The following is a 23,456-nucleotide window of genomic DNA, read 5'->3' as shown; positions in this document are numbered from 1 at the left end:
AGATTACAATTGAAAAAGTAATGGACTCATCAGGCTGAAACTGATCCACAGCAGTACAACCAACGGAGCGCCGAAACGGGCGAAGTCAGAAAATTTATAATGACCAGGCCCCATCACGAGTAGATTCGTTTGATAGGCGATAGGCGTTGCAAAACAACAATTCGACGCAAAAATTACCGTTAAAACCATAGCAATAGGGTCAATACCTGTTTCAGCGCTAACGGACAAAGCAATCGGGGAAAACAGTAGGGCCGTGGCGCTATTACTGATAATATTTGTCATAGTTGCCACAATGAGGAAGATAGCCGCCAATAGGATTTGGTTGCCAAAAGGCATGAAGGCAGACACCACACCATGCGCGATGTAATTTGCGCCTCCCGTCGCTTCCAAAGCCAGCCCCATCGCAAAAGCAGCGCCAATCAAGAGAAAAATTCTCATATCCAGGGCTCGAACAGCCTGCCGGATATTCAGACATCCCGTTAATATCATGGCCAGAGCCCCGGCCAAGGCCGCTGTTTCAATTGGAAGTAAGCCTAAAGCTGCGACGGCAATCGTAACGACAAATATTATTCGAGCAAAAATTGATTTACGAATATCCGGGAGTTCGGCGCGTGACCAATCCATCAGGAGCAGATCACGATTTGCTCGCAACCCTCTGATATCTTTATCATATCCAAATATAAGCAAGACATCTCCGGCTTCCAGGCGAATATCTAGCATTCGCGTGCGGATCATGCGGGACCGGCGCTGGATGCCTAATACGAGGCAGTTTGTCTGACGCCGAAAGCCGATTTGTTCAATATTTCGTCCGATCATGCGTGAGCCGGGCGCAATGACGGCTTCGGAAATAACGATTGCTTCTTGTTCATCTGTTTCGCGTTCTTCGTCTTTAAACCCGGCAATGCTCAACATCCCTTTCAAATAGGCTGGGCGGGAGGAGAGAAGTTTAGAGAGAGATTTGCGGGTAGCAGCCACAATCAAGACATCATCTTCCTGTAGGGTCACGTCAAAAGGCGGCAGGAAAGACTGTTCTCCCCTTTGAATCATCCGTACTGTGGCTTCTTTCAGTTTGGGATAAAGTCCGGCCACAGGGCTTTCACCGACAAGAGGGTGATTTTTTGTGACTTGAATTTGAGCAATATACTGCCTTCCGGTATCTGTAATCTCGGTTTCGAGATCTTTTCTTTCGGGGATTAAAAACGGCGCGGCGATGATGGTATAAGCGGCACCAATAAGAGCCAAAATTATGCCCGGGCCAAATTGGGTGAAAAAGCCGAGAGAAAAGTCGGTAGATCTTTTCAAAACGTCATTGACTAGCAGGTTCGTGGAAGACCCGATAAGCGTGGTCATACCCGCCAATATACAAAGAAAAGAGAGCGGCATCATATATCGGGACGTTGTCTTTTTAAGTCTCGACGCCATCGCCGCAATAACCGGAATAAACATAACCACAACGGGTGTGTTGTTCATAAACATTGAAATGATGAAAGCTCCGGCAAAAACGATCATCAACGTTCTTCTTGGATGTTGATCAAGGGCTGTATTTATGCCGTTAATCGGGCCTTCTAGCGCTCCTGTCTGAAAAAGGCCCTGACCTACAACCAATAAGGCCATAATGGCAATTAGAGCCGGGGCCGCAAAACCAGAGAGAATATCGGAATTACGTAATTCTGTAACTGGTTCCACACCTGGCATGGAGAAGAAAATGAGAAGAGCCGTAATGACGGCGACAGACACAACTTCTATAGAGTATGTCTCACGGACATAGAGCCAAACGGCGATTGCAACGATAATAAAGGTTGCGACCATTGGAAAGGATAGGGAAACAATACTGTCCACGTGAAAGTCTTATCCGCTAAAATTTAAGTCTTGGTTTCTCATGCCTTTACATGAAAAGACCAGGCCTTAGAAAGCAAGTTTAAAATCCAGAGAAGACAAAAAAATCGTCTAATAGGAGAGAGTTATGGCAAATTGCGCATTTATTGGATTGGGAGTGATGGGGTATCCCATGGCTGGGCACCTGGTATCCGCTGGTCATACTGTCCGAGTTTGGAATCGAACCAAGTCACGATCGACAGAGTGGGCAGAGGCTTATGAAGGAACGGCCTGCCGCACAATTGATGACTGCGTCGAAGAAGCTGATTTCATTTTCATCTGTGTCGGCGAGGACAAAGATGTTTACAGTGTCATGACACCCATACTGGAATCGGCAAGTGACGGAACTATCATTGTCGATCATACAACGGCGTCTTCGAAATGCGCTAAAAAATGTTATGAAAATGCTCTCAAAGAAGGCCTTTCATTTATTGACGCCCCTATTTCAGGAGGCGAGTCCGGCGCCGTAAATGGCCAATTAAGCGTGATGTGCGGCGGGGACAAAGAGGCGTATGATAAAGCTGTGCCCGTCATGGACGCTTATGCCAAAGCCATCACTTTGATTGGCGATGCCGGCGCTGGCCAAACAGCGAAAATGATAAACCAAATCTGTATTGCAGGGGTTTTGCAGGGGCTTTCAGAAGGCGTTTACTTCGCCGATAGAATGGGGCTCGACATGAAAGTGGTTCTGGACGCCATTGGAAAAGGCGCCGCTCAGAGCTGGCAAATGGACAACCGCGCGCTGACTATGGCCGCCGGAGAATTTGATTTCGGTTTTGCAATTGATTGGATGCGGAAAGATCTAGGGATTGTGCTCGATACTGCCAAGGATCACGGGGTAAATTTGCCGCTCGTTGAAGACGTTCAAGAGAGATATGGTCGGGTTCAGAAAATGGGCGGCGGGCGCTGGGATACCTCTGCGCTTATAAAAGCCATGAGTGATGAGGATTAAACCTCAAAAAGGCCGCTCGAAGGCATAAAAATGACCAATATACCGACCCGAAGACCGGCAATTGGCCAAATTTAGCCCCAGTAATATCTTCCTTACCACAAAATGTCAGCTTTGTCACCTTTGGTTGAAGGATTTGTGACAATGATTCGTTAGTTTTGTAGGATTCGCGCGATATCACGGGCGAAATAGGTTAAAACGCCGTCACATCCTGCCCTTCGAAAAGAGGTGAAGCTCTCCATCATAACGCTTTTTTCGTCTATCGACCCATTGGCGCCAGCGGCTTTAATCATAGCGTACTCACCACTGACCTGAAAGGCGAAGGTCGGCATGGCGAATGTGTTTTTCAGGTCTCGAATAATATCGAGATAGGGGAGGCCTGGTTTGACCATTATCATATCCGCGCCTTCATTCACGTCGAGCTCTACTTCTCTTATGGCTTCCATCCGGTTTGCAGGATCCATTTGATAAGTCCGCTTATCTCCCCGAAGCGCAGATTTTGTTCCGATGGCATCGCGATAAGGCCCGTAAAAACCGGAGGCGTATTTTGCGGCGTAAGACATAATCATTGTCTCGCCGAATTTGGCCTCATCAAGTGCGTCCCGAATGGCCCCAACGCGGCCGTCCATCATATCTGAGGGGGCAACAATATCGGCTCCGGATTTGGCTAATATGACAGCACTTTCCGCTAATATGCTGAGAGTCGGATCATTCTCAATAATATCACCTACCAAAACGCCATCATGGCCATGATCTGTATAAGGATCGAGAGCAACGTCGACAATCACTCCAAGATTAGGGCAGGCGGCTTTCACAGCTCTTACAGCTTCCGGAACAAGTCCTTTTTCGTTCAGGCTTTCAGTTGCCTGAGCGTCTTTATGCTTGGGCTCTATGTGCGGAAAAAGAGCAATGGCTGGAATGCCGAGCGCCTCTGCCTCCTTGGAGGCTTTCATCAATGCGTCGAGATTTAGTCGCGAGACGCCGGGCAGACTATCTACAGGGGTCAATTCCGTTTTCGAATCGGTAATAACGAGCGTCCAGATTAAATCATCTATAGCAGGTCGTGTTTCCCGTACCAGGCGTCGGGACCAGTCATGGGCGCGCGTGCGGCGCATACGGACGGTTGGAAAGTGACTCACGGAAAACCTCTTAAAGATTTGTCAAAGATAAAGAATTTCATAAACTATATGCGACAGAATGCACAGGCGTGAACGGGCTTTTTACATGGCAATTATGATTGGCCTGCCTTATAGAGTGCGCGAACGGAGTTGCCTGATGGCCAAAAACTATCATAGCTATTTTGCGGAAGCGGTCGCGCACGTGCGTGATGAAGGCCGGTATCGTATCTTTCGGGACATTCGCCGGACCAAAGGGAATTTTCCCAAAGCCACTTGGTTTCGCGAAGGGCTGGAAGAAAAAGAGATCACGGTCTGGTGCTCAAATGACTATCTCGGCATGGGCCAGATGGAATGTATTGTCGAAGCAGTGAAGTCAGCCGTAGATCGGGCCGGCACAGGTTCCGGCGGAACGCGTAATATTTCAGGCACAACGCGCTACCATGTCCAGCTCGAGACAGAACTTGCGACTTTGCATAAAAAAGATGCCGCGCTCGTTTTGACATCAGGATATGTCGCAAATGAAGCCACATTGGGCGTTATGAGCAAGATTATGCCGGGACTGGTTATATTCTCTGACGAGAAGAACCACGCCTCCATGATTTCCGGTATTCAGCGCGCGCGCTGCGAGAAGAAGATCTTTGCTCATAATGATCTGGCCGATCTTGAAGACAAGTTGAAATCGGTCCCTTTGGAAACGCCCAAGCTTATCGCGTTTGAAAGCGTCTATTCCATGGACGCCGACATAGCGCCGATTAAAGAAATCTGTGATTTGGCGGACAAATACAACGCTTTGACCTATATCGACGAAGTTCATGCTGTGGGCATGTATGGCGCGCAGGGCGGCGGCGTGACTGAAGAGCGCGGTCTGACAGACCGAATCGATATTATTCAAGGCACTCTGGCCAAGGCATATGGTATGGTTGGCGGCTATGTGGCGGCTGATTCCGTGATTATAGATGCTATTCGGTCTATGGCCTCCGGCTTTATTTTCACGACATCCATCCCGCCTAGTACAGCGGCCGGAGCTCTTCGCAGTGTTAAAGTTCTTAAAATGACACCTGAAAAGCGAACAGAGCTTCATGAACGCGCCAATTCGCTGAAAGCCAGATTACGAAAGGCCGGTTATCCGTTTGTGGATGGTCCAACACATATTGTGCCTCTCATGGTAGGGGATCCCGTAAAATGCCAGGCAATTTCTGACCGACTCATCGAGGATTTCGGTATTTACGCCCAGCCGATCAACTATCCAACTGTGCCGCGCGGGGAAGAACGCCTGCGCTTCACGCCAGGCCCCCTTCACACCGACGCCATGATGGACGAATTGATGGAAGCGCTGGAGATCGTTTGGAATGAGTTTGGCCTTACAACTTCAAAGATTGCGCAAGCCCTTTAACTACAAGCCCTTTAACTAATAGTCAGGCGAGTAAATTAATCCGCATTTCTTTAGGCTAGGCATTGCCGTTCGTCGGCGGTGAAGTTAAGACCTGCCAAAACCCCAAACGGAGCCGACTATGACTGACTATACGGGTCGATATTTTTCTCAATCTCTCAAAGAGCGTGACCCTGCTGTCTATGACAGTATCAAGGATGAATTAGAGCGCCAGCAGTCTGAAATCGAACTCATTGCGTCCGAGAATATTGTCAGCAAAGCGGTCATGGAAGCGCAAGGCTCCGTCCATACAAATAAATATGCCGAAGGTTATCCCGGAAAGCGTTATTATGGTGGATGCGAGCATGTGGACGTTACGGAGAGCCTTGCTATCAAGCGGGCCTGTGAACTGTTCGGCGTTAAATTTGCCAATGTGCAACCCAATTCCGGGTCGCAGGCCAATCAAGGCGTTTTTCTGGCGCTAATAAAGCCGGGCGATACAATTATGGGGATGGATCTGGCGTCCGGCGGGCATCTGACACACGGAGCACCGCCCAACATGTCCGGTAAATGGTTTAATGCTGTGACCTATGGCGTGCGCGAAGACAATCACCTGATCGATTATGATCAGGTTGAAAGCTTGGCTCTGGAGCATAAGCCCAAACTCATCATTTGCGGCGGCTCAGCCTATTCCCGCCAGATTGATTTCGCCCGTTTTCGGGAGATCGCTGATAAAGTCGATGCTTACCTTCATGTCGATATGGCGCATTTTGCCGGTCTTGTGGCCGGTGGAGAGCATCCAAGTCCATTCCCTCACGCCCATGTCGCGACGACGACAACGCATAAAACACTTCGCGGCCCCCGCGGCGGCATGATTTTGACGAATGACGAAAAACTCGCTAAAAAATTCAATTCAGCGATTTTTCCTGGACTTCAAGGCGGCCCGCTCATGCATGTGATTGCCGGCAAGGCCGTCGCTTTCCAGGATTGCTTGCAAGCTGAGTTCAAGACTTATGCCAAACAGGTTATAGAGAATTGCCGTGCTATGGCAGAGGCCCTGGTAGAGGCGGGATATGCCGTCGTCACAGGCGGCACAGATACGCATCTCGCATTGATCGATTTGTCTCCCAAGGGCGTCAAAGGCAATGCGGCGGAAAAAGCGCTGGAGCGCGCTTATATCACATGTAATAAAAACGGAATTCCTTTTGACAAGGAAAAATTCACCGTCACCTCCGGACTTCGTGTGGGCTCTCCAGCAGGGACGACGCGAGGTTTTGGGGCAGAGGAATTCCGCGAAATTGGAAAACTTATGGCTGAAGTACTGGACGCTTTAGCAGATAACCCACAAGGCAATGCAGACGTAGAAGCGTCTGTGCGTGAGCGCGTAAAAGCCCTGACGGTACGTTTTCCAATTTATTCTGATTTGTAAGTCTTTCGTTTCGTCATTGCCCGATTGTGTCGGATAATGACGAAAGTAGATGCTAGAATTTCACTTTTCCACGTCTATTTACGGCGTCATCATAATCCTGAACTAGCGCTTCACAGACTTTTCCAGGCTTATAGTGAATGCCGTCAATTTCCCGTACAGGCGTGACTTCGGCGGCTGTGCCCACAACAAAACATTCATCAAAATGCGCCATTTCTGATGGGTGAATATCACGTTTGAAAACTTTGAAACCACGGGCTTCCGCGAGTTTGATCACGCTATCATGTGTTATGCCTTCGAGCAGAATATCATTGGTTGGCGTGTGGAGTTCGTCTCCACGAACGAAGAAAATGTGAGCGCCTGTACATTCGGCAACGCGTCCCCGATAATCAAACATGAGCGCGTCATCAAAGCCTTTGGCTGCGGCCGCATCTTTTGACAGCGTACAAATCATATAGAGGCCTGCCGCTTTGGATTTGGACGGAATTGTATCCGGAGCAGGGCGTTTCCAGTCAGAAATACACAGGCGGATACCCTTCATTTTATCAGAAAAATAACTACCCCAGTGCCAGCATGCGACGGCCAGATGAATTTTATTGTTTTTGGAGGCAACGCCCATCATTTCAGATCCACGCCATGCTACAGGCCGAAGATAAGCATCCTTCAAACCGGATTTCTGTAGGGCTTCTTTACAGGCGGCATCAATCTGCTCGCGCGTATAGGGGATTTCATACCCTAAAAGTTTGGCGGAATTAAGGAGTCTCTCAGAGTGGTCTGACAGCCTGAAAATTTCTCCGTCATAGGCCCGGTCGCCTTCGAACACAGCAGAGCCATAATGAAGAGAGTGGGTGAGTAAGTGGACTTTGGTCTCGCGCCAGTCGATAAATTCACCGTCCATCCAGATATGACCTTCACGGTCGTGATAAGCTTTTTCAATCATGTTCTCACTCTATTCTCTCTCGGCCTTGCGGCTCTTGCATTTTCGCGCCATTCTGACTTTATCCTATTCTTATTCTGGGAAAGGGTAAGTCAACAGCCATTCAGGTGGGAAAAGGGAATATTTGTCTATGACACGCTCGCCAACAACTCGGCTGGACCGTTCCAACACCCATATTCTAATTATTGATGATGATAACCGGATCCGATTGTTACTCCAAAAATATCTTAGTCGGGAAGGTTATAGAACGTCAGTGGCGGAAAATGCGGCTATGGCCCGTGAAAAAATGCGGGGCCTGTCTTATGATCTGCTTATACTAGATATAATGATGCCAGGCGAAGATGGCTTGTCACTCTCTCGATCTTTGCGTGAAAGCAGCGATATTCCCATCATTCTGTTAACCGCGAAGGGGGAATCCGAATACCGAATTGCCGGATTGCGTGCGGGGGCAGATGATTATCTGGCAAAACCTTTCGAACCGGAAGAGCTGCTTTTGAGAATCGATAATGTATTCCGCCGCGCGGGGCGCCCCAGTGTGTCGGAAACAGTTCTGTTTGGTCCATACAGTTATAATTTGGATACTAATCTTTTGACAAAGGATAATGAAAGAGTGCGCCTGACAACGGGCGAGCATGTCATGCTTGATCTTCTGGCTAAGCAGGGCGGAGGTACCGTTTCAAGATATGAGCTTTCGCAAAACATCAATGCGAATTCTGATCGGGCAGTAGATGTCCAAATTACGCGCCTTCGACGCAAGATTGAAGACAATCCCGCTGAACCCGATTACATATTGACCGTAAGAGGGCAGGGCTATCGTTTGATTTGTCATGCGGCGGAACCATGAATCTAAAACGATATTTGCCTAAAAGCCTGTTTGGTCGGGCTTTGCTTATTATCATGTTGCCCATTGGCATTATGCAAATTGCCGTGGTCTATTTCTTTTTCAACGCGCATTGGGATCGGGTGACGGCGAATTTATCCGACAGCGTTGCCGCTGATATTGCTGTTGCCACGACGCTTTTTAAACAGAACCCGACTATCGCCAGAGCCGAAGATCTCAACAACCTTCTAAGTCCTGGAATGCAGCTCTCCGTTGTCTTTCGAAAAGGCGATGTACTGCCCGTGGCTCAAAGGCGGCAAATGTTTTTCTCTAATCTAGACAAGACCTTACGACGGGCCCTTAATGAAAGTTTGGACGATAGATTTTGGTTCGATACAACGCGTTATCCCAATCATATTGACGTCCGGGTGGAGGTCGAAGGCGGGTATCTCCGGTTTATTGCTGCGCGAGAGAGGGTTTTTGCCCCAACGGGTTTCGTATTCATTTTTTGGCTGATGACGGCAACAATCCTGCTGACGCTTGTCTCCATCATTTTTATTCGGAACCAGGCAAAACCGATCCGCCTATTGGCAGATGCGGCTGATGCATATGGTAAAGGGCAGGATTTGGGAAAATACAAACCTTCCGGAGCGTCAGAAGTACGTCGGGCCGGACAATCCTTTTTGAAAATGCGAAGCCGGCTTCAACGCCATTTGGAACAGCGAACCATGATGCTGGCGGGCGTGAGCCATGATCTCCGCACGCCTCTCACCCGATTGAAATTACAGCTGGCCTTACAAGAGGATACAGAGGAAATCCGCGCGGCACGTCAGGATTTGTTAGAAATGGAATCAATGTTGACCGGGTATCTTGACTTTGCCAGAGGTCAGGGGAGCGAAACTCCAGAAGTCATTGATATCAATAATTATTTGAGAGCTGTTGTAGAAGGTCAAGCGGCAAGCTTAAATGAAAAATCCATTCCTGAGGGGCTAACGGCAAAACTGCGTCCTATCGCCTTATCTCGAGCGCTCACAAATCTTATTTCTAACAGTAGTAAATATGCCAAGGGATGTGAGCTCTCTGTTCAAACAAGCCCTAACAGGATTGAGTTCATTGTGGATGACTCCGGACCAGGCATACCCCAAGAGAAGCGCAAACTGGCGTTTCGAGCCTTTAGTCGTCTGGATGATGCCCGCACACAAAACATTGAAGGGGTTGGTTTGGGACTGTCTATTGCGCGAGATATTGCGCAATCCCATGGCGGCAGCCTTATATTGGACGATAGCCCGCAAGGCGGACTGCGCGCGACAATATCGCTACCTCAATAATAAATAGCCTATGGAAAAGACGCCAGATCGACGAGAGCAGAGGTGAGAGCATCTTCCGGAGATTTTCCGGCCCAAACGACATATTGGCAGGCAGGGTAGCCCCGTTCGGCCGCGTCCAGCGCAGAGGCAATAATATCCATGGCCTGCTCCGTTTGAAGACGAGCGCCACCTTTGAGGGTTAAGGCATTGCGGTAAACAAGTGCTTGGTGGCGAGTAGAATAATCGAAATGACCGGCTTTCAGGTTCTCATTTATGAGGGACATCAGCCGACATATATCATCTGAGCGACCCCCGGGAGTTTTCCCCTCAAACATGAGAAAACATTGCACCTGTTCTGTGCCGGGATTCCAGATGATGCTGATGTCGTGATCACACCAAAGCCCCGGGACGGCAATTTCGATTTCATTCAGCTCTATCCGCTCAAGATCATACCCTTCTGCCAGTGCGATACGCTCAAAAACAGCCGTAGGATTTTCGCGCAATGCGGCGGCGCCCATCAAAGAGGGCGTAGGCCGAAGGCAATGGTGATCAGCGAAAGACATATCAAACAAACCTTGTTTCGAATCTATGAGTTAAAACTAGGAAACTCTCTGATTCTCACAAGATGAGGTGTCCCACAGCGTGTTGATAACTATGATTTAGGTAAATTAAGCCGTGGGTAAGTTGTCAGGCCGGAGGTGTATCGCTCTGAGGAGGCTCCCAGAGGGGGCGTTTTTTCATGATTTTCTTGAAAAGGCCCAAGTTCAAGCACCTTTCAAGCCAATCGGAAACATTTGGCAAGGGTTTACTTGCCCACCACTCTTTCTCGGTCGCGGCAAACTGTCGAATAAAGGGGAAGGTTGCGATATCTGCAAAGCTGGGAGTATCACGCAGAAGAAATTCATTTTTCTCCAAGGCTCTTTCCCATTTCTGTAAAAGTTCCACCGCAGCGGCGCGATGCGTCAGATCTACATCACCGCGTTGAGCTGTTTCGTCATATCGACTGGCATACTTATATCTATCCAGATGCGGTTTAAAATCTTCGTCCATAACTTTGATGAAGTCATTTGTTCGATCGGTCTTGTCAAACAACCAGTTTTCCGGGTCATTATGTTGCAAGGCATGACGCATAATGGCCAAACTCTCTTCCAGGACGGGCCCATCCCTAGGTATAAAGACGGGAACTGTGCCTTTGGGGGAAGCCTCCAGCATCGGTTCAGGTTTGTTTCTCAGAGAAACTTCGCGGTGTTCATATTCAATGTCTGCAACAGACAAGGCCATGCGGGCGCGCATGGCATAAGGACAACGTCGGAAAGAGTATAAAATAGCTGCTGAATCAGATGTAGAGATGCTTTTCTCCTGCTCAATGATTTAGGTGTCTAATTTCCGCCCTATATGCGTTTCCCCTCGCGCTTTTGCGAGTTCTATTTGCTTTTGCCGCTCAGCGAATCTGCCTTTCTGGTCTTCGCTCATATCTGCGTGACACCGAGGACAAGCCACGCCTTTGATATAAAGCGGAGATTGTTTGTCTTCTTCCGTTATCGGATGGCGGCAGGCAAAGCATTGATCATATTGTCCCTGCTCGAGATTATGCCTTACAGCAACACGCTGATCAAAAACAAAACACTCACCGCCCCAGAGACTTTCTTCTTCTGGCTGGGTTTCCAGATATTTCAAAATACCGCCTTTAAGATGATATACATCTTCGAAGCCATTTTGTTTCATAAAAGCACTGGCTTTTTCGCACCGAATTCCACCCGTGCAAAACATGGCGACTTTCGGTTTGCTAATGCTCTCGCGGTTCTCTTCGACCCAGTTCGGAAAATCCCTAAATGTTTTTGTCTTTGGATTGACGGCGCCTTTGAACGTTCCGATTTCAACCTCATAATCATTTCGGGTATCGATCAGAATTGTATCAGAGTCAGAAATCAGTTCATTCCAGTCAGCAGGGTCGACATAAGTTCCCACGACTTTATTCGGATCAATATCATCAACACCCATTGTTACAATTTCTTTTTTCAACCGGACTTTCATCCGATAAAATGGCGCTGATTCAGCCTCAGAGAATTTAGCTTCCAAGTCAGATAATCGAGGGTCTTCACGCAAAAACTCCAGAAGCTCATCAATCGCTTCATGTGTTCCGGAAATAGTTCCGTTGATTCCTTCTTGCGCCAAGAGAATTGTCCCTTTTATCTCTAATAGTTCGCACATCTTTAGCAGGGACGGTTGCAGGGCTTCATAGTCCGGCAAAGCGGTAAATTGGTAGAGCGCTGCAATGCGGTAAGTCATGAACGGGCCTCTATGATGAAGGGGTCAAAAAATCAATATTCTCAGCTGTGCTTTCTTTAGCGTAAGAGAGAAACCGAAGGCCGAACAGTGACCCTGAAAGGGGCTTTTTCCGAAGAGTAATTTACAAATTTCTCTCTGAATATTACCTTTGTGTATAGAACGAGTGTTGCGCTTTCATATGTTGTAACCTAGGATTCGATCAACAGATAGGACGGTTATGGGCTTACCCACACTGCCATCATTCGAAGAGCCTCAAGAGATTGACCCTGACGTCAAGCAGGCCGTCCTTGAGCAGCTTGAACGAATCCGAAAGGACAAGCTTTTTCGCGATACGACGCGGATGAAGCGGTTTCTCAGTTATGTCGTGCAGGAAGCCCTGGAAGGAAACTCTGATCTTCTAAAGGGATATACAATTGGGTTAGAAGTTTTCGATAAACCGGATGATTTCGACCCTCAAAGCGATACTATTGTTAGAGTGCAAGCCGGCCAATTGAGGCGCCGACTAGACCTCTATTATGGATCATCGGGATTAAAAGACCCTGTACGGATTGTGATCCCAAAGGGGCAGTATGCTCCCGTTTTTGAAATGCGGCACGAGGTACCTGAAACTGTATTGGAGGCCACAGAAGAAAATGAAAACTTACCGATAGACACACACAATGTGTCTCATTTTGTTTCCAGGCCCGGCATCGCGGTCTTCACGTTCAACAATATCAGTGGCCCTGATCAGTCAGATTGCTTTGCCGAAGGGCTCACGGCCGAAATAATAAATGCTCTTGTGCAATTTCGTTATCTCCGCATCGTTGCTCGAATGCCGACCATAAAACATTCCGGAGCGAATATCGATCTCAAGCAATTCGGTAAAGAATATAATGTTCAGTTCGTTTTGAACGGAACAGTACGTCGTTTGGGGGATGTTTTTCGGGTGTCCGTTGACCTGATCTCAACAGAGACGGGAGAGCACATTTTCACGCGAATTTTCGACAAACAATATTCCGCCGAAAATATCTTTGAAATCCAAGAAGAAATTGCTTCTTATACGGCTGCGAAAGTGGCTGCACCTTTCGGAGTTGTAAATCGTTTTAACCGCCGGGAAAACTTGGGTCGGCGTCAAAGCCTCTCTGCTTATGAAGCACTTCTTAAATTTTACGAGCTGAAAATATCTCCTTCCACCGGAAAAGTAAGAGGGCTTTTGAAAGAGTTTGAGACAATTACTCAAACGCAAAAGAATTATTCGTCGGCCTGGGCAGTTAGATCTCTGCTCAATACATTTCTATGTACTTTATCCATCCCAAGTGAAGTGGGAAAAGGGCGATTGGAAGCCGCTATTGAATACGGTAGAAAATCTTCAGCGATAGATCCCGATAATGCTCTCGCATTTTTGGCTTTATTCCAGGCTCATTATCATATTGGTCATCTGGAGATAGCTGAGAGAATGGCGCAAAAGGCCAGTGCGCTAAATCCAAATGATTATTCTCTGTTAGCCTATTACGCGCTAACCAGTGCCTTTAGGGGGAAAAGGGAACGTGCGGAGTATTACCATAAGGCAGCCTTGCGGCTTGTCGATCAACCACCGGCTTGGTTTTATACCAGCGAAATAATTTTAGCGTTTCGTGAAAAAAAGTTTGAAGTGGTTCTGGATGCACTGGAAAACGTAAACACTGATAGTGCGGTAGGATCACAGATAATTTGGCTATCCAGTCTTGGGCATGTGGAGGACACCGAAAGAGCGAATATATTTCTTCAGGAGGCTCACAGGGTAAACACGAATTATGATAGATTATTGACCGAAGTCTTTTTGACGTGGCAACCTGATGATAATTTGCGTGAGCTTGTATTTGAAGGTTGGCGACGGGCAGGACTTGACATCTAAGGCGGCAAACGTCTTTATACTCAAAAATGACAGCGTTGTCGTTCGAGTCTAAATTCGATCAGACAATAAAAAAACTGACATAAGTCAGTATTGGGGAATTATATGACTCAGCCGGAGGGCAGGGCAGTAAATAGGCCATTGACGATGGGAATGGTCGGCGGTGGCCAAGGCGCCTTTATTGGTGAAATCCACCGATTGGCGGCGCGTCTTGATGGAAAGATTGAACTCGTCTGCGGCGCCTTTTCAAGAGATGAGACAAATTGCAAATCGACTGGTGCAGCCTTGGGACTCCAAGAGAGCCGTTGCTATGCCAGTTTTCAGGATATGATGGACTCAGAGGCCGCTCTTCCGGAAAATGAACGTATGGAGTTTGTCTCCATTGTAACGCCAAACCATGTGCATTTCTCCGTTGCAAAAGCCGCGCTGGAAGCTGGCTTTCATGTTTTGTCGGATAAGCCGGCGACGTTGAGTTTGGCAGAAGCAAAACAGCTTGCTGACATCGTTTCAAACACCGGAAAATTATATGGCCTGACCCATACCTATCTCGGCTATCCAATGGTCGGAGAAGCTAAGCGTCTAATCAAGGCGGGCGAAATAGGAAAAATCAGAAAAGTTTTCGTAGAATATATTCAGGGCTGGCTCGCAACAGAGGTGGAGAATAAACAAGCAGACTGGCGAACAGACCCCGCTCGTTCGGGGGGCTCGGGCTGTATGGGCGATATTGGCACGCATGCACACAATTTAGCGGAATATGTCACCCAAAAAAGAATGACACATGTCGCGGCGGATTTATCTACATTTGTTGATGGTCGCAGGTTGGATGATGATGGCTCTGCTTTGTTTCGAATGGAAGGCGGCGTAAAAGGCACGCTTAGCGCCTCACAAATCTGCGTCGGAAAAGAAAATAGTCTGTCTATTCGAGTTTATGGAGAGTTAGGCGGGCTTGAATGGCGCCAGGAAGAACCGAATACCCTGATACGAACTTATCCAGATCAACCGACGCAAATTCTCAGGGCTGGACACGGTTATTTAAATCAACGGACGCAATCGGCATTTCGCACGCCTCCAGGGCATCCGGAAGGCTACATTGAAGCTTTCGCCAATATCTATCTTGATTTTGCAGAAGCCATACGAAGCGGAAAAAAGACACAAACCGGCATAGAAGGCGGCGTTAGAGGTATGGCCTTTATCGAAGCCCTATTGAAAAGCAGCGCGAATGAGTCAGCTTGGACGGAAATAACGCTATGAAAACGATAAAAGGTCCCGCAATTTTTTTGGCACAATTCATGGGTGATAAGCCTTTTGACACTTTGGACAGTGCCGCCAAATGGATGTCAGAGGCCGGGTATAAAGGTATCCAAATACCTTCCGACAACCCCGCCTGTATGGATCTAAAACTGGCGGCGGAAAGTCAGGTTTATTGCGACGAACTTAAAGGCCGGTGCAAAGACGCCGGAGTAGAAATTACTGAATTATCGACTCACATCCAGGGCCAGCTCGTTGCGGTTCATCCGGCTTATGATACGGCTTTTGATGCATTTGCTCCGAAAGAGCTGCATGGCAAGCCTCAGGCCCGGCAGGAATGGGCCGTACAACAGGTCAAATACGCGGCGAAAGCGTCCCAGAATTTGGGACTGAAAAACTCTGTCAGTTTTCCTGGAGCGCTCCTCTGGCCGTTTATGTATCCCTGGCCGCAGCGCCCGGCAGGACTGGTTGATGAAGGCTTCAAAGAGTTGGCAAACCGTTGGCGCCCAATTCTAGATTATTACGACGAATGCGGCGTTAATATCTGTTACGAAATTCATCCCGGCGAAGACCTGCATGACGGGGTAACGTTTGAACGCTTTCTCGAAGAAGTCGACAATCACAGCCGTTGTAATATTCTATATGATCCCAGTCACTTTATTCTTCAGCAGCTCGATTATCTGTCATTCATTGACCATTATCATGAACGCATAAAAATGTTTCATGTAAAAGATGCGGAATTCCAGCCTAACGGAAAATCAGGTATTTATGGCGGATATCAGGGGTGGGTAGAACGTCCCGGGCGGTTCCGTTCTCTTGGCGACGGGCAGATTGATTTCAAGGGGATATTTTCAAAACTCACAGGGTATGATTTTGATGGCTGGGCTGTTGTTGAATGGGAATGCACCCTGAAGCACCCGCAGGATGGGGCTAGGGAGGGCGCAAAATTTGTCGAAGATCATATTATCCGTGTCACGGACAAAGCCTTTGATGATTTCGCAGGGGGCGACTCCGACGAAAAATCCAACAGAGAAATGCTAGGGCTAAAATAGACCGCAGACTCTAAAAATAGAGCTGTTCATAAGGGGAAGAAAAATGGTGACTTTAACATCTGAAGAGACGCCGCCAGAGCTTCTCAGTCGGAGACGTCTGTTTCTACTTAGTTGCATCTCATTGGTTGTGACAGCCATGACTTTCGCGATCCGGGCGGGGATTCTGGGACAGCTCAATACCGAATTCGGGCTTCCTGATACCCAGCTTGGCTGGATAAACGGTATGGCGTTTCTCGGGTTTCCCCTCGCAATGGTTTTATTCGGATTTCTCTATAATTATTTAGGGCCTAAAAAGATCATGATATTGGCCTTTGCCGGTCACATTCTGGGTCTGGTTCTGACCTTGACCGCTACCGGGTTTCTGACGCTCCTGATCTCAACCTTTTTTATTGGATTCGCCAACGGGTCAGTCGAAGCGGCCTGTAATCCAATGGTCGCAGAACTTTACAAAGATGAAAAAACGAAATGGCTCAACCGTTTCCACGTTTGGTTTCCGGGCGGCATCGTTATTGGGGCGTCCATATCATACGTCATGACCCAGTGGGGTCTTGGCTGGCAGCCGCAAATCGCCATTATGATTATACCGACCCTGATTTATGGCTACATGATTTTCACGACGAAGTTTCCAGTTGTGGTGCAGACGAGCGGAAGAGGTATTGACTTAAGCGTAATAGGCATAGGGTTGATCGCAGCTATCTTTGGCCTAATGGCGCTGATTGGAACTCCCAATGCTTTCATTGCGGGACTTCCGGGGGGCATTTTCTTGCCGTTACTTATAGTTTTGGCGCTAACCTTCTATCTGATATTTTACCGAACAGGTCGTCTTCGGGACGCAGCACTCGTCTTGGTCTTGATGGCAATCATGTCCATGACAGCAACTTCAGAGTTCGGAACCCAGCAATGGGTTGATCGGATATTGGGCGCGCAGCTCGGCGGCGTTCCCGGGCAAGCCATGATTGTCTTGGGGATGGTGACAGGAATAATGGCTGTTGGACGTTTCTTCGCCGGACCCTTGATCCATGCGTTTAATCCGCTTGGCGTTTTATTGGCGTCTGCGGTTGTAACCACACTGGGATTATTCCTAATGAGTTCCGCAACGGGCGGAATGGTTTATGTATCCGCCATCATTTTTGCCGTTGGCGTCTGCTATTTCTGGCCCACAATGATTGGCGTCACGGCGCAATATATTCCGATGAGCGGCGCTTTGGGCATGTCTTTGGTAGGCGCGGCCGGCATGTTTGCTCTCACCTTCTGGAATCCGGTCATCGGAAGCTGGATTGACAGCGCCCGCGCTGAGGCAATTGCCGGAGGCGCTGTTGAGGGAGATATTGAAATGGCTGCGGGACAGGCGGCTTTGTCTAAGCTTGTCCTATTTCCCGCCATATTAATTGCCGTCTTTTTAATTCTACTCTTTTTGAGAAAGTGGATAGTGGCCACCAGCGGAGCCTCCGCCAATGACTGATATTCATCTGAACAGACGCAAGGCCCTTCAAGGGCTGCTGGCTATTTCCGCGGCGGGAGCTCTGGCGTCCTGCGGCAATAATTCCGTAGAGATGTCGGACGCAAAAGGTCTGGGTGATACGGAATTTGCGTCCTTCAAAGGGTTTTTCTCGGAAGAAGAGATGGCTCTTTTGACGGCTTTGTCAGATACAATTATCCCGACAACCGATACGCCCGGGGCCGTGGAGGCCGGCGTGCCGGAAACATTACAAAGTCTAGCGACGCAATGGGGAGATGAGACTTACAGACGGTACTGGCGGCAGGGCGTAAAAAATCTAAGCAATCAGCTCCCCAGTTTCTCATCCGCCAGCCCAGAGCAACAATTGGAAACGCTTAGAGCCTACGACGCAAAAGTTTTTGCAGGACAAATTGAAGACGGTTTTTACCGCGACTTGAAGCGTACGATTTCTACGGCTTATTACATGAGTGAGCCGGGAGCCACACAAGAACTCGCTTATGAGCCGGTCCCCGGGGAATGGATAGGCTGCGTTCCGCTCGCGGAGTTTCCAAAGACCTGGGCCACATAATGGCTGACTTCGATGTTATTGTCGTTGGCTCGGGCATGTCCGGTGGTTGGGTCGCCAAGGAAATGGCAGAGCGCGGTTTTAAAGTTGGCGTTATTGAACGCGGCCGAGATACCCAGCCGACAAAAGACTACACGGATTTTGTTGACCCTTGGGATACCCCAAATCTTGATTGGACGTCTGAAAAAGACAGGGAGGAATACCCTATTCAGTCAGAAGTCTATGCCTTTAATCAGAACACCAAACACTATTGGGTGAAGGACAAAGTTCATCCTTATGAAACGCCTGATGGCCAAAATTATAAATGGCGACGGGGCTATCACAAAGGCGGGCGGTCACTCATGTGGGGACGCCAAAGCTACCGATTTTCTGAAATCGACTTTGAAGCCAATAAGAAAGACGGCGTCGGCGTCGATTGGCCTCTGAGATATGCCGACATCAAACCTTGGTATGACTATGTTGAGAAATTTGCAGGGATTTCGGGTTCAATGGAGGGACTTGATATACTGCCGGATGGTGTGTTCCAGCCCCCGCATGACCTAACCTGTGCTGAAGTCGAGTTTAAGAAAAAGGTCGAGCGCGTTTTTCCAGGGCGTAAAGTCATTCCGGGCAGGGCAGCAAACCTTACCCAGCCGACCCAAGAGCAAATCGATTTGGGCCGGGGGAAGTGTCAGGCGCGAAGTCTTTGTGAAAGAGGTTGTTCTTACGGCGCGTATTTCAGCTCGGTTGCGGCTACTCTTCCAGCGGCGGAACGCACCGGAAACATGACGTTGATTCCCGATACGGCTGTTCATTCTGTCATCCATGATTCCGAAACAGGCCGTCTAACAGGGGTCAAAACTCTTAATGTGAAAACGAATGAGGCTGGCATTCTCACGGCGCGCGTTATCTTTCTTAATGCCGGCACGATTCCAACGAGCATGATCTTGTTAAATTCGGCGACCCCGGATCAACCGAATGGAATGGCTAATTCTTCCGGCCAGCTTGGCCGCAATTTGATGGATCACGTTGCGGGGGCACGCGGCTATGGCATCATGCCGGGGTTCGAAGACAAGTATCATTATGGCCGCCGACCAAACGGATTTTACATCCCGCGGTTTAGAAACCATACGGAAAGCGGCGAGGATTACCTGCGTGGGTATGGATATCAAGGTCGAATTTTCAGAGGTAATTGGCGCGGAAGTGCTCGCGGGGCAGGGGTTGGCGCGGCTTTCAAGACGCAGAACCGAACGCCCGGCCCCTGGATTATGGGTATGGTGGCCTTTGGTGAGATTTTACCGGACGAACGGAACCGCATTACTCTTCACCCGACCCGAACAGATAAGTGGGGCTTTCCCGTTCCCATTATTGATCAGAAACATCGAGAGAATGAAGTGAAGCTTATGAAACAGGCGACACGTGATACGCGTGCCATGCTTGAGGCTGCGGGGCTAGTGGATATCGAAACGGATAATCCTGATGATATCGCGGCGGAGAATATGTCTCCCCCCGGAAACGGTATTCATGAGATGGGAACAGCCCGGATGGGGCGGGACCCTAGGACATCTGTTTTGAATAAGTGGAACCAGTCTTGGGATATCCCAAACCTCTTCATTACTGATGGCTCCTTTATGACCTCTGCGGGATGTCAAAACCCCTCCCTCGGCTATATGGCATTTTCTGCCAGAGCCGCAGACCACGCAGCCAAACTGATGCAAGAGGGAGTGATTTAGGTGCCTGACTTTGACGTCATTGTCGTGGGCTCAGGCATGTCCGGCGGGTGGGTCGCCAAGGAAATGTGCGAGCGAGGTATGAAAACGCTGGTGCTGGAACGTGGTAAGGATGTGGATCCGGCCAAAGACTATACCGATATGCTTGACCCTTGGGACAAAAAATTTCTGGACAGGGTTCGCCCCGAGGAAGCCAACGCCGACTACCCCATCCAGAAAGATGTTTACGTCTTTCATGAAAGTACGAAACATTTCTGGGTCAAAGACAGTGACCATCCTTACGAGACGGCTGAGGGGACGGACTATAAATGGTATCGCGGATATCATGTCGGAGGACGAAGCCTGCTTTGGGCGCGAATGAGTTACCGCTTTTCCGATCACGATTTCAACGCGAATAAGGTTGATGGTGTCGGAGTAGATTGGCCTATTCGTTATGCGGATTTGAAACTCTGGTATGACAAGGTTGAAAAATTTGCAGGCGTGTCCGGTAATAATGATGGATTGGGACAGCTGCCGGACGGGGAATATCTCCCGCCCTTTGAGATGGACTGCGCGGCGAAAGATTTTCAAAGCCGACTGGCAGAGAACTTTAATGACCGTCAGCTGATCATAGGTCGGATAGCTAATCTGACTCGAACGACACCGGAGCAGGAAGCTCTTGGACGCGGGGCCTGTCAGGCGCGATATCGCTGTTTTCGGGGATGTTCCTATGGAGCTTACTTCAGTTCGAATTCTGCCACTCTTCCGGCGGCAAGACGCACAGGAAATCTCACCCTGAAGGCCGATTCAATCGTTCATTCCGTTATTTATGATCCGCAAACCAAAAAGGCTTCGGGTGTCCGCGTGATCGACCGAGTGACGAAGGAGACCATGACCTATACGGCAAAAGTCGTCTTCTTAAATGCGTCCGCGATAAATACAGCGGCTATACTTCTGCAAAGCGCGGACGTAAATAATCCGAAGGGTCTTGCCAATCAATCTGACCAGGTAGGACGGAACCTCATGGATCACGTCGCGGGCGCGCAAGCTATGGGATATATTGATGGACTCGAAGATAAATATGTTTACGGGCGTTTTCCGGGACAGACCTATATTCCGCGTTATCGAAACTATCCCGATTATGATCAGCCCTATAAACGCGGCTATGCCTTTCAGGTCTATACGAATCGCGGGTCTTGGAGTGGGGACCAACAAGGAGTCGGCGAAGCGTTCAAAAAGAAAAACCGAACGCCTGGCGCCTGGCAAGTTTTTCTGGATGCCTACGGCGAAGTCCTGCCGGATCCAAATAACCGCGTCACTCTCTCCACCACTAAAAAAGATAAATGGGGAATACCCATACCCAAAATGAACGCCCGAATGGGGCCGAATGAAATTGCATTGATGGAGGCGGCCTCAAAAGACGCTGTCGAAATTCTGACGAAATGTAACCTTAAAAATATAAAGGTCTTTGACGTAAATCCCAGCAAGCCGGGAGATCGAATTCATGAGATGGGCACGGCCAGGATGGGCCGCGACCCTAAGACGTCTGTTTTGAATAAGTGGAATCAGTCTTGGGAGGTGCCAAATCTCTTCATTACCGATGGGGCGGCAATGACATCCTCGGCCATTCAAAACCCGTCCATCACTTACATGGCTTTGTCGGCGAGGGCCGCGCATTACGCCGCAGATCTCATTGAACAGGGAGAATTATAATGGCTTTTTCCAGACGGGAATTATTGATTGGGTCCGGGGCGGCCCTCGCCTTGAGTGCTTGCGGAGGGAACGCCGCGGCGCAAGGCCAAATAGAAAGGGTCGGGCTTCAAACCTACACTTTTCGTGACCTGCTTAGTCAGGACTTTCGCGGCACATTCGAAATGATCAAAGAGGTGGGCTATGATTATGTTGAGCTGAATGAACGCAATTACACCGAAAACACACCCGAGGAATTAAAGGCTATTCTGGAAGAGGTGGGACTGCCTGCGCCTGTCACTCATATAAGTTATGGCAAGTTGGAAAATGATGTTCCCGGCCTGATCTCCACAGCAAAGACTCTCGATTGTGAGTATATGGTCTTGCCTTATATTTCAGAAGACCAAAGGACTTTGGCGGATTGGAAACGCCATGCGGCTCTACTTAACAGCGCCGGGGAAAAACTGGTCGATGAAGGTGTGAAGCTCGCTTATCATAACCATCAATTCGAATTTGAGGATTTGGGCGGTGGCACGACTGCCATGGATATATTAATGACCGAAACGGACCCCCGCTTCAATAATTTCGAGCTGGACTTTTTCTGGGCCAATCTCGCCAAAATAGATATTCCGGCTCTTATAAAAAAATACCCGGGTCGCTTCCATCTCAGCCATATAAAGGACATGAAGGGCTCACCAGACCAGGCGATTGAAAACGATCTGAGCTATGAAGAGATTCATCAGACCTTGATGGTGGATGTGGGAAAAGGGGACACACCCTTTAAGGATTATCTGGCTCTGAATGATGTCTCCGGCATGAAATACTTCATTGCCGAACATGACGGTCCAACCAAACCTTACCGTCAATCCGCTCAAAATATGTATGAAGGCGTAAAGGCCCTTCGATTTTAAGGAGAACATCATGAAAGCCATTATTGCGACATTATTACTATTCATTTCCTTGTTATCTGTGACCGCATTCGCAGAACCCGATGTTGACGCACTTGAGCTAGAAGGGGCGCGAGTCTGGCAGATGTTGCCGCGTCCCTCGGAAATGATCCGTTATCCCGGGGCTGACGGGTTGGCTCACTATGGTCTGACAAAAGAGCCTCAAATTGTCAGTGTCGATCGATTGCCCGGAGGAGAAGCGCTTGAGGTGGTCGTTTCCAGAAAAGGCACAAATATATATAGTGCTGGCATTCAAGCGAAGAACCAGATCAAGATTTCCAAAGGGGATGTGATATTTACCGCCATCTGGATTCGCGCCACTGAGTTACCTGAAGGATTGTCCGAAACAACCACCCCGATCGCCTTGCAGGAAGCAAAAGAGCCTTACGATACCTGGGCTATTGAACAAGCGAAAGTCGGTCAGGAATGGCGCCTACATTTTGTATATGGAACGGCTCCGGAAAAGTACAAAAAAGAAGGTATGACGCTTTCTCTACAGATTGCGGGTGAAAAACAGACCCTTGAGGTTGGACCCGTCTATATGATGAATATGGGACAGGGGGAGGTAGATCCATCCGCTATGCCGCGTAACGTCGTGCGATGAGATAATGCGGTTATTATGATACGTGCCGTTTAATGAGAAGATTACAATAAAGAACGATGTCAAAGAGCGTGTTTTGAAATGAAGACGAGCTTTCTTTCCCACTGCCCATCGCGGGGTCAGCTTTGGCGTCAGATGTCCGGTAAAAATGGACAGCCCGCGTGACGGCCCCCGCGATGGAGACCAAGGGAGATATGTTTTACGCGACAACCGTCACGCGGCGGCGGTTTATATCGCAGCGGCCTTG

At 48.8% G+C, this 23,456-nt stretch carries 20 protein-coding genes; 14 read left to right on the top strand and 6 right to left on the bottom strand.

Translation table 11 applies throughout. The features are described 5' to 3' along the window. Positions 1-3: 3 nt before the first annotated feature. Complete coding sequence (locus ACN0IC_RS08225) at positions 4-1,839, bottom strand: SLC13 family permease (protein WP_416878293.1); 1,836 nt, start codon at positions 1,837-1,839, stop codon at positions 4-6. Between the two features lie 124 nt (positions 1,840-1,963). Here ACN0IC_RS08225 and ACN0IC_RS08220 point away from each other — a divergent pair, with 124 nt between their 5' ends. Beyond that, the gene (locus tag ACN0IC_RS08220; protein ID WP_416878292.1) at positions 1,964-2,827 is read left to right on the top strand and encodes an NAD(P)-dependent oxidoreductase; all 864 of its coding nucleotides are present in this window, start codon (positions 1,964-1,966) and stop codon (positions 2,825-2,827) included. A gap of 149 nt (positions 2,828-2,976) precedes the next feature. Here the strand turns inward: ACN0IC_RS08220 and hemB are convergent, their stop codons facing one another. Next, positions 2,977-3,963 carry a porphobilinogen synthase gene (hemB, locus tag ACN0IC_RS08215; protein ID WP_416878291.1) on the bottom strand — a complete coding sequence of 329 codons (987 nt, stop codon included), beginning with the start codon at positions 3,961-3,963 and terminating at the stop codon, positions 2,977-2,979. Between the two features lie 94 nt (positions 3,964-4,057). On the opposite strand from hemB, the gene hemA reads away from it, so the two are divergent. Further along, entirely contained in the window at positions 4,058-5,335 is a 1,278-nt protein-coding gene (hemA, locus tag ACN0IC_RS08210; protein ID WP_416878394.1) for a 5-aminolevulinate synthase, read from the top strand. 118 nt (positions 5,336-5,453) lie between these two features. Beyond that, positions 5,454-6,740, top strand: coding sequence for a serine hydroxymethyltransferase (gene glyA / locus ACN0IC_RS08205; RefSeq protein ID WP_416878290.1), 1,287 nt, complete (start codon positions 5,454-5,456; stop codon positions 6,738-6,740). 52 nt (positions 6,741-6,792) lie between these two features. Here glyA and ACN0IC_RS08200 read toward each other — a convergent pair whose 3' ends face one another. Next, a complete protein-coding gene (locus ACN0IC_RS08200; protein ID WP_416878289.1) occupies positions 6,793-7,677 on the bottom strand; it encodes a branched-chain amino acid aminotransferase in 885 nt (294 codons plus the stop codon). 127 nt (positions 7,678-7,804) lie between these two features. Here ACN0IC_RS08200 and ACN0IC_RS08195 point away from each other — a divergent pair, with 127 nt between their 5' ends. Then, entirely contained in the window at positions 7,805-8,518 is a 714-nt protein-coding gene (locus ACN0IC_RS08195; RefSeq protein ID WP_416878288.1) for a response regulator, read from the top strand. Further along, positions 8,515-9,822, top strand: coding sequence for an ATP-binding protein (locus ACN0IC_RS08190; protein WP_416878287.1), 1,308 nt, complete (start codon positions 8,515-8,517; stop codon positions 9,820-9,822). The genes ACN0IC_RS08195 and ACN0IC_RS08190 overlap by 4 nt, the downstream gene beginning before the upstream one ends. An 8-nt stretch (positions 9,823-9,830) precedes the next feature. Here ACN0IC_RS08190 and ACN0IC_RS08185 read toward each other — a convergent pair whose 3' ends face one another. The 3 genes from ACN0IC_RS08185 to ACN0IC_RS08175 form a co-directional block, all read right to left on the bottom strand. Next, positions 9,831-10,364, bottom strand: coding sequence for a YbjN domain-containing protein (locus ACN0IC_RS08185; RefSeq protein ID WP_416878286.1), 534 nt, complete (start codon positions 10,362-10,364; stop codon positions 9,831-9,833). Positions 10,365-10,488: 124 nt separating this feature from the next. Next, the gene (locus ACN0IC_RS08180; protein ID WP_416878393.1) at positions 10,489-11,127 is read right to left on the bottom strand and encodes a glutathione S-transferase; all 639 of its coding nucleotides are present in this window, start codon (positions 11,125-11,127) and stop codon (positions 10,489-10,491) included. Positions 11,128-11,172: 45 nt separating this feature from the next. Continuing rightward, on the bottom strand, positions 11,173-12,090 hold the full coding sequence (locus ACN0IC_RS08175; protein WP_416878285.1) for a rhodanese-related sulfurtransferase: 918 nt from the start codon (positions 12,088-12,090) through the stop codon (positions 11,173-11,175). Between the two features lie 364 nt (positions 12,091-12,454). Between ACN0IC_RS08175 and ACN0IC_RS08170 the strand changes: the two genes are divergently transcribed. The 9 genes from ACN0IC_RS08170 (at position 12,455) to ACN0IC_RS08130 (ending at position 23,212) form a co-directional block, all read left to right on the top strand. Beyond that, positions 12,455-13,963 carry a tetratricopeptide repeat protein gene (locus ACN0IC_RS08170; protein WP_416878284.1) on the top strand — a complete coding sequence of 503 codons (1,509 nt, stop codon included), beginning with the start codon at positions 12,455-12,457 and terminating at the stop codon, positions 13,961-13,963. A gap of 102 nt (positions 13,964-14,065) precedes the next feature. Continuing rightward, positions 14,066-15,211, top strand: a complete 1,146-nt coding sequence (locus tag ACN0IC_RS08165; protein ID WP_416878283.1) for a Gfo/Idh/MocA family protein — start codon at positions 14,066-14,068, stop codon at positions 15,209-15,211. After that, positions 15,208-16,260 carry a sugar phosphate isomerase/epimerase family protein gene (locus tag ACN0IC_RS08160; RefSeq protein WP_416878282.1) on the top strand — a complete coding sequence of 351 codons (1,053 nt, stop codon included), beginning with the start codon at positions 15,208-15,210 and terminating at the stop codon, positions 16,258-16,260. The genes ACN0IC_RS08165 and ACN0IC_RS08160 overlap by 4 nt, the downstream gene beginning before the upstream one ends. Before the next feature lie 43 nt (positions 16,261-16,303). Continuing rightward, positions 16,304-17,722: an MFS transporter gene (locus tag ACN0IC_RS08155; protein ID WP_416878281.1), complete on the top strand. Its 1,419-nt coding sequence runs from the start codon at positions 16,304-16,306 to the stop codon at positions 17,720-17,722. Further along, positions 17,715-18,287 carry a gluconate 2-dehydrogenase subunit 3 family protein gene (locus ACN0IC_RS08150; RefSeq protein WP_416878280.1) on the top strand — a complete coding sequence of 191 codons (573 nt, stop codon included), beginning with the start codon at positions 17,715-17,717 and terminating at the stop codon, positions 18,285-18,287. Before ACN0IC_RS08155 ends, ACN0IC_RS08150 begins: the two co-directional genes overlap by 8 nt. Next, positions 18,287-19,996, top strand: coding sequence for a GMC oxidoreductase (locus tag ACN0IC_RS08145; protein ID WP_416878279.1), 1,710 nt, complete (start codon positions 18,287-18,289; stop codon positions 19,994-19,996). Before ACN0IC_RS08150 ends, ACN0IC_RS08145 begins: the two co-directional genes overlap by 1 nt. Beyond that, a complete protein-coding gene (locus ACN0IC_RS08140; RefSeq protein ID WP_416878278.1) occupies positions 19,997-21,685 on the top strand; it encodes a GMC oxidoreductase in 1,689 nt (562 codons plus the stop codon). It begins immediately after the preceding gene. Then, entirely contained in the window at positions 21,685-22,572 is an 888-nt protein-coding gene (locus ACN0IC_RS08135; RefSeq protein ID WP_416878277.1) for a sugar phosphate isomerase/epimerase family protein, read from the top strand. Before ACN0IC_RS08140 ends, ACN0IC_RS08135 begins: the two co-directional genes overlap by 1 nt. A 10-nt stretch (positions 22,573-22,582) precedes the next feature. Then, a complete protein-coding gene (locus ACN0IC_RS08130) occupies positions 22,583-23,212 on the top strand; it encodes a hypothetical protein (protein WP_416878276.1) in 630 nt (209 codons plus the stop codon). Positions 23,213-23,456 lie beyond the last annotated feature (244 nt).

It is taken from the genome of Litorimonas sp. (genome assembly GCA_029936425.1).
In the GTDB taxonomy this organism is placed as follows: Bacteria; Pseudomonadota; Alphaproteobacteria; order Caulobacterales; family Maricaulaceae; genus Litorimonas.
The sequence above is the reverse complement of the archived record's forward strand: the minus strand, read 5'-3'. Positions and strand labels throughout refer to the sequence as shown.

Excerpts from the sequence above, each read along its gene's own strand:
- ACN0IC_RS08220 (WP_416878292.1), top strand. The coding sequence starts at position 1,964 with ATGGCAAATTGCGCATTTATTGGATTGGGAGTGATGGGGTATCCCATG.
- hemA (WP_416878394.1), top strand. The coding sequence starts at position 4,058 with ATGATTGGCCTGCCTTATAGAGTGCGCGAACGGAGTTGCCTGATGGCC.
- glyA (WP_416878290.1), top strand. The coding sequence starts at position 5,454 with ATGACTGACTATACGGGTCGATATTTTTCTCAATCTCTCAAAGAGCGT.
- ACN0IC_RS08200 (WP_416878289.1), bottom strand. The coding sequence starts at position 7,677 with ATGATTGAAAAAGCTTATCACGACCGTGAAGGTCATATCTGGATGGAC.
- ACN0IC_RS08195 (WP_416878288.1), top strand. The coding sequence starts at position 7,805 with ATGACACGCTCGCCAACAACTCGGCTGGACCGTTCCAACACCCATATT.
- ACN0IC_RS08190 (WP_416878287.1), top strand. The coding sequence starts at position 8,515 with ATGAATCTAAAACGATATTTGCCTAAAAGCCTGTTTGGTCGGGCTTTG.
- ACN0IC_RS08185 (WP_416878286.1), bottom strand. The coding sequence starts at position 10,364 with ATGTCTTTCGCTGATCACCATTGCCTTCGGCCTACGCCCTCTTTGATG.
- ACN0IC_RS08175 (WP_416878285.1), bottom strand. The coding sequence starts at position 12,090 with ATGACTTACCGCATTGCAGCGCTCTACCAATTTACCGCTTTGCCGGAC.
- ACN0IC_RS08165 (WP_416878283.1), top strand. The coding sequence starts at position 14,066 with ATGACTCAGCCGGAGGGCAGGGCAGTAAATAGGCCATTGACGATGGGA.
- ACN0IC_RS08160 (WP_416878282.1), top strand. The coding sequence starts at position 15,208 with ATGAAAACGATAAAAGGTCCCGCAATTTTTTTGGCACAATTCATGGGT.
- ACN0IC_RS08155 (WP_416878281.1), top strand. The coding sequence starts at position 16,304 with ATGGTGACTTTAACATCTGAAGAGACGCCGCCAGAGCTTCTCAGTCGG.
- ACN0IC_RS08150 (WP_416878280.1), top strand. The coding sequence starts at position 17,715 with ATGACTGATATTCATCTGAACAGACGCAAGGCCCTTCAAGGGCTGCTG.
- ACN0IC_RS08145 (WP_416878279.1), top strand. The coding sequence starts at position 18,287 with ATGGCTGACTTCGATGTTATTGTCGTTGGCTCGGGCATGTCCGGTGGT.
- ACN0IC_RS08135 (WP_416878277.1), top strand. The coding sequence starts at position 21,685 with ATGGCTTTTTCCAGACGGGAATTATTGATTGGGTCCGGGGCGGCCCTC.
- ACN0IC_RS08130 (WP_416878276.1), top strand. The coding sequence starts at position 22,583 with ATGAAAGCCATTATTGCGACATTATTACTATTCATTTCCTTGTTATCT.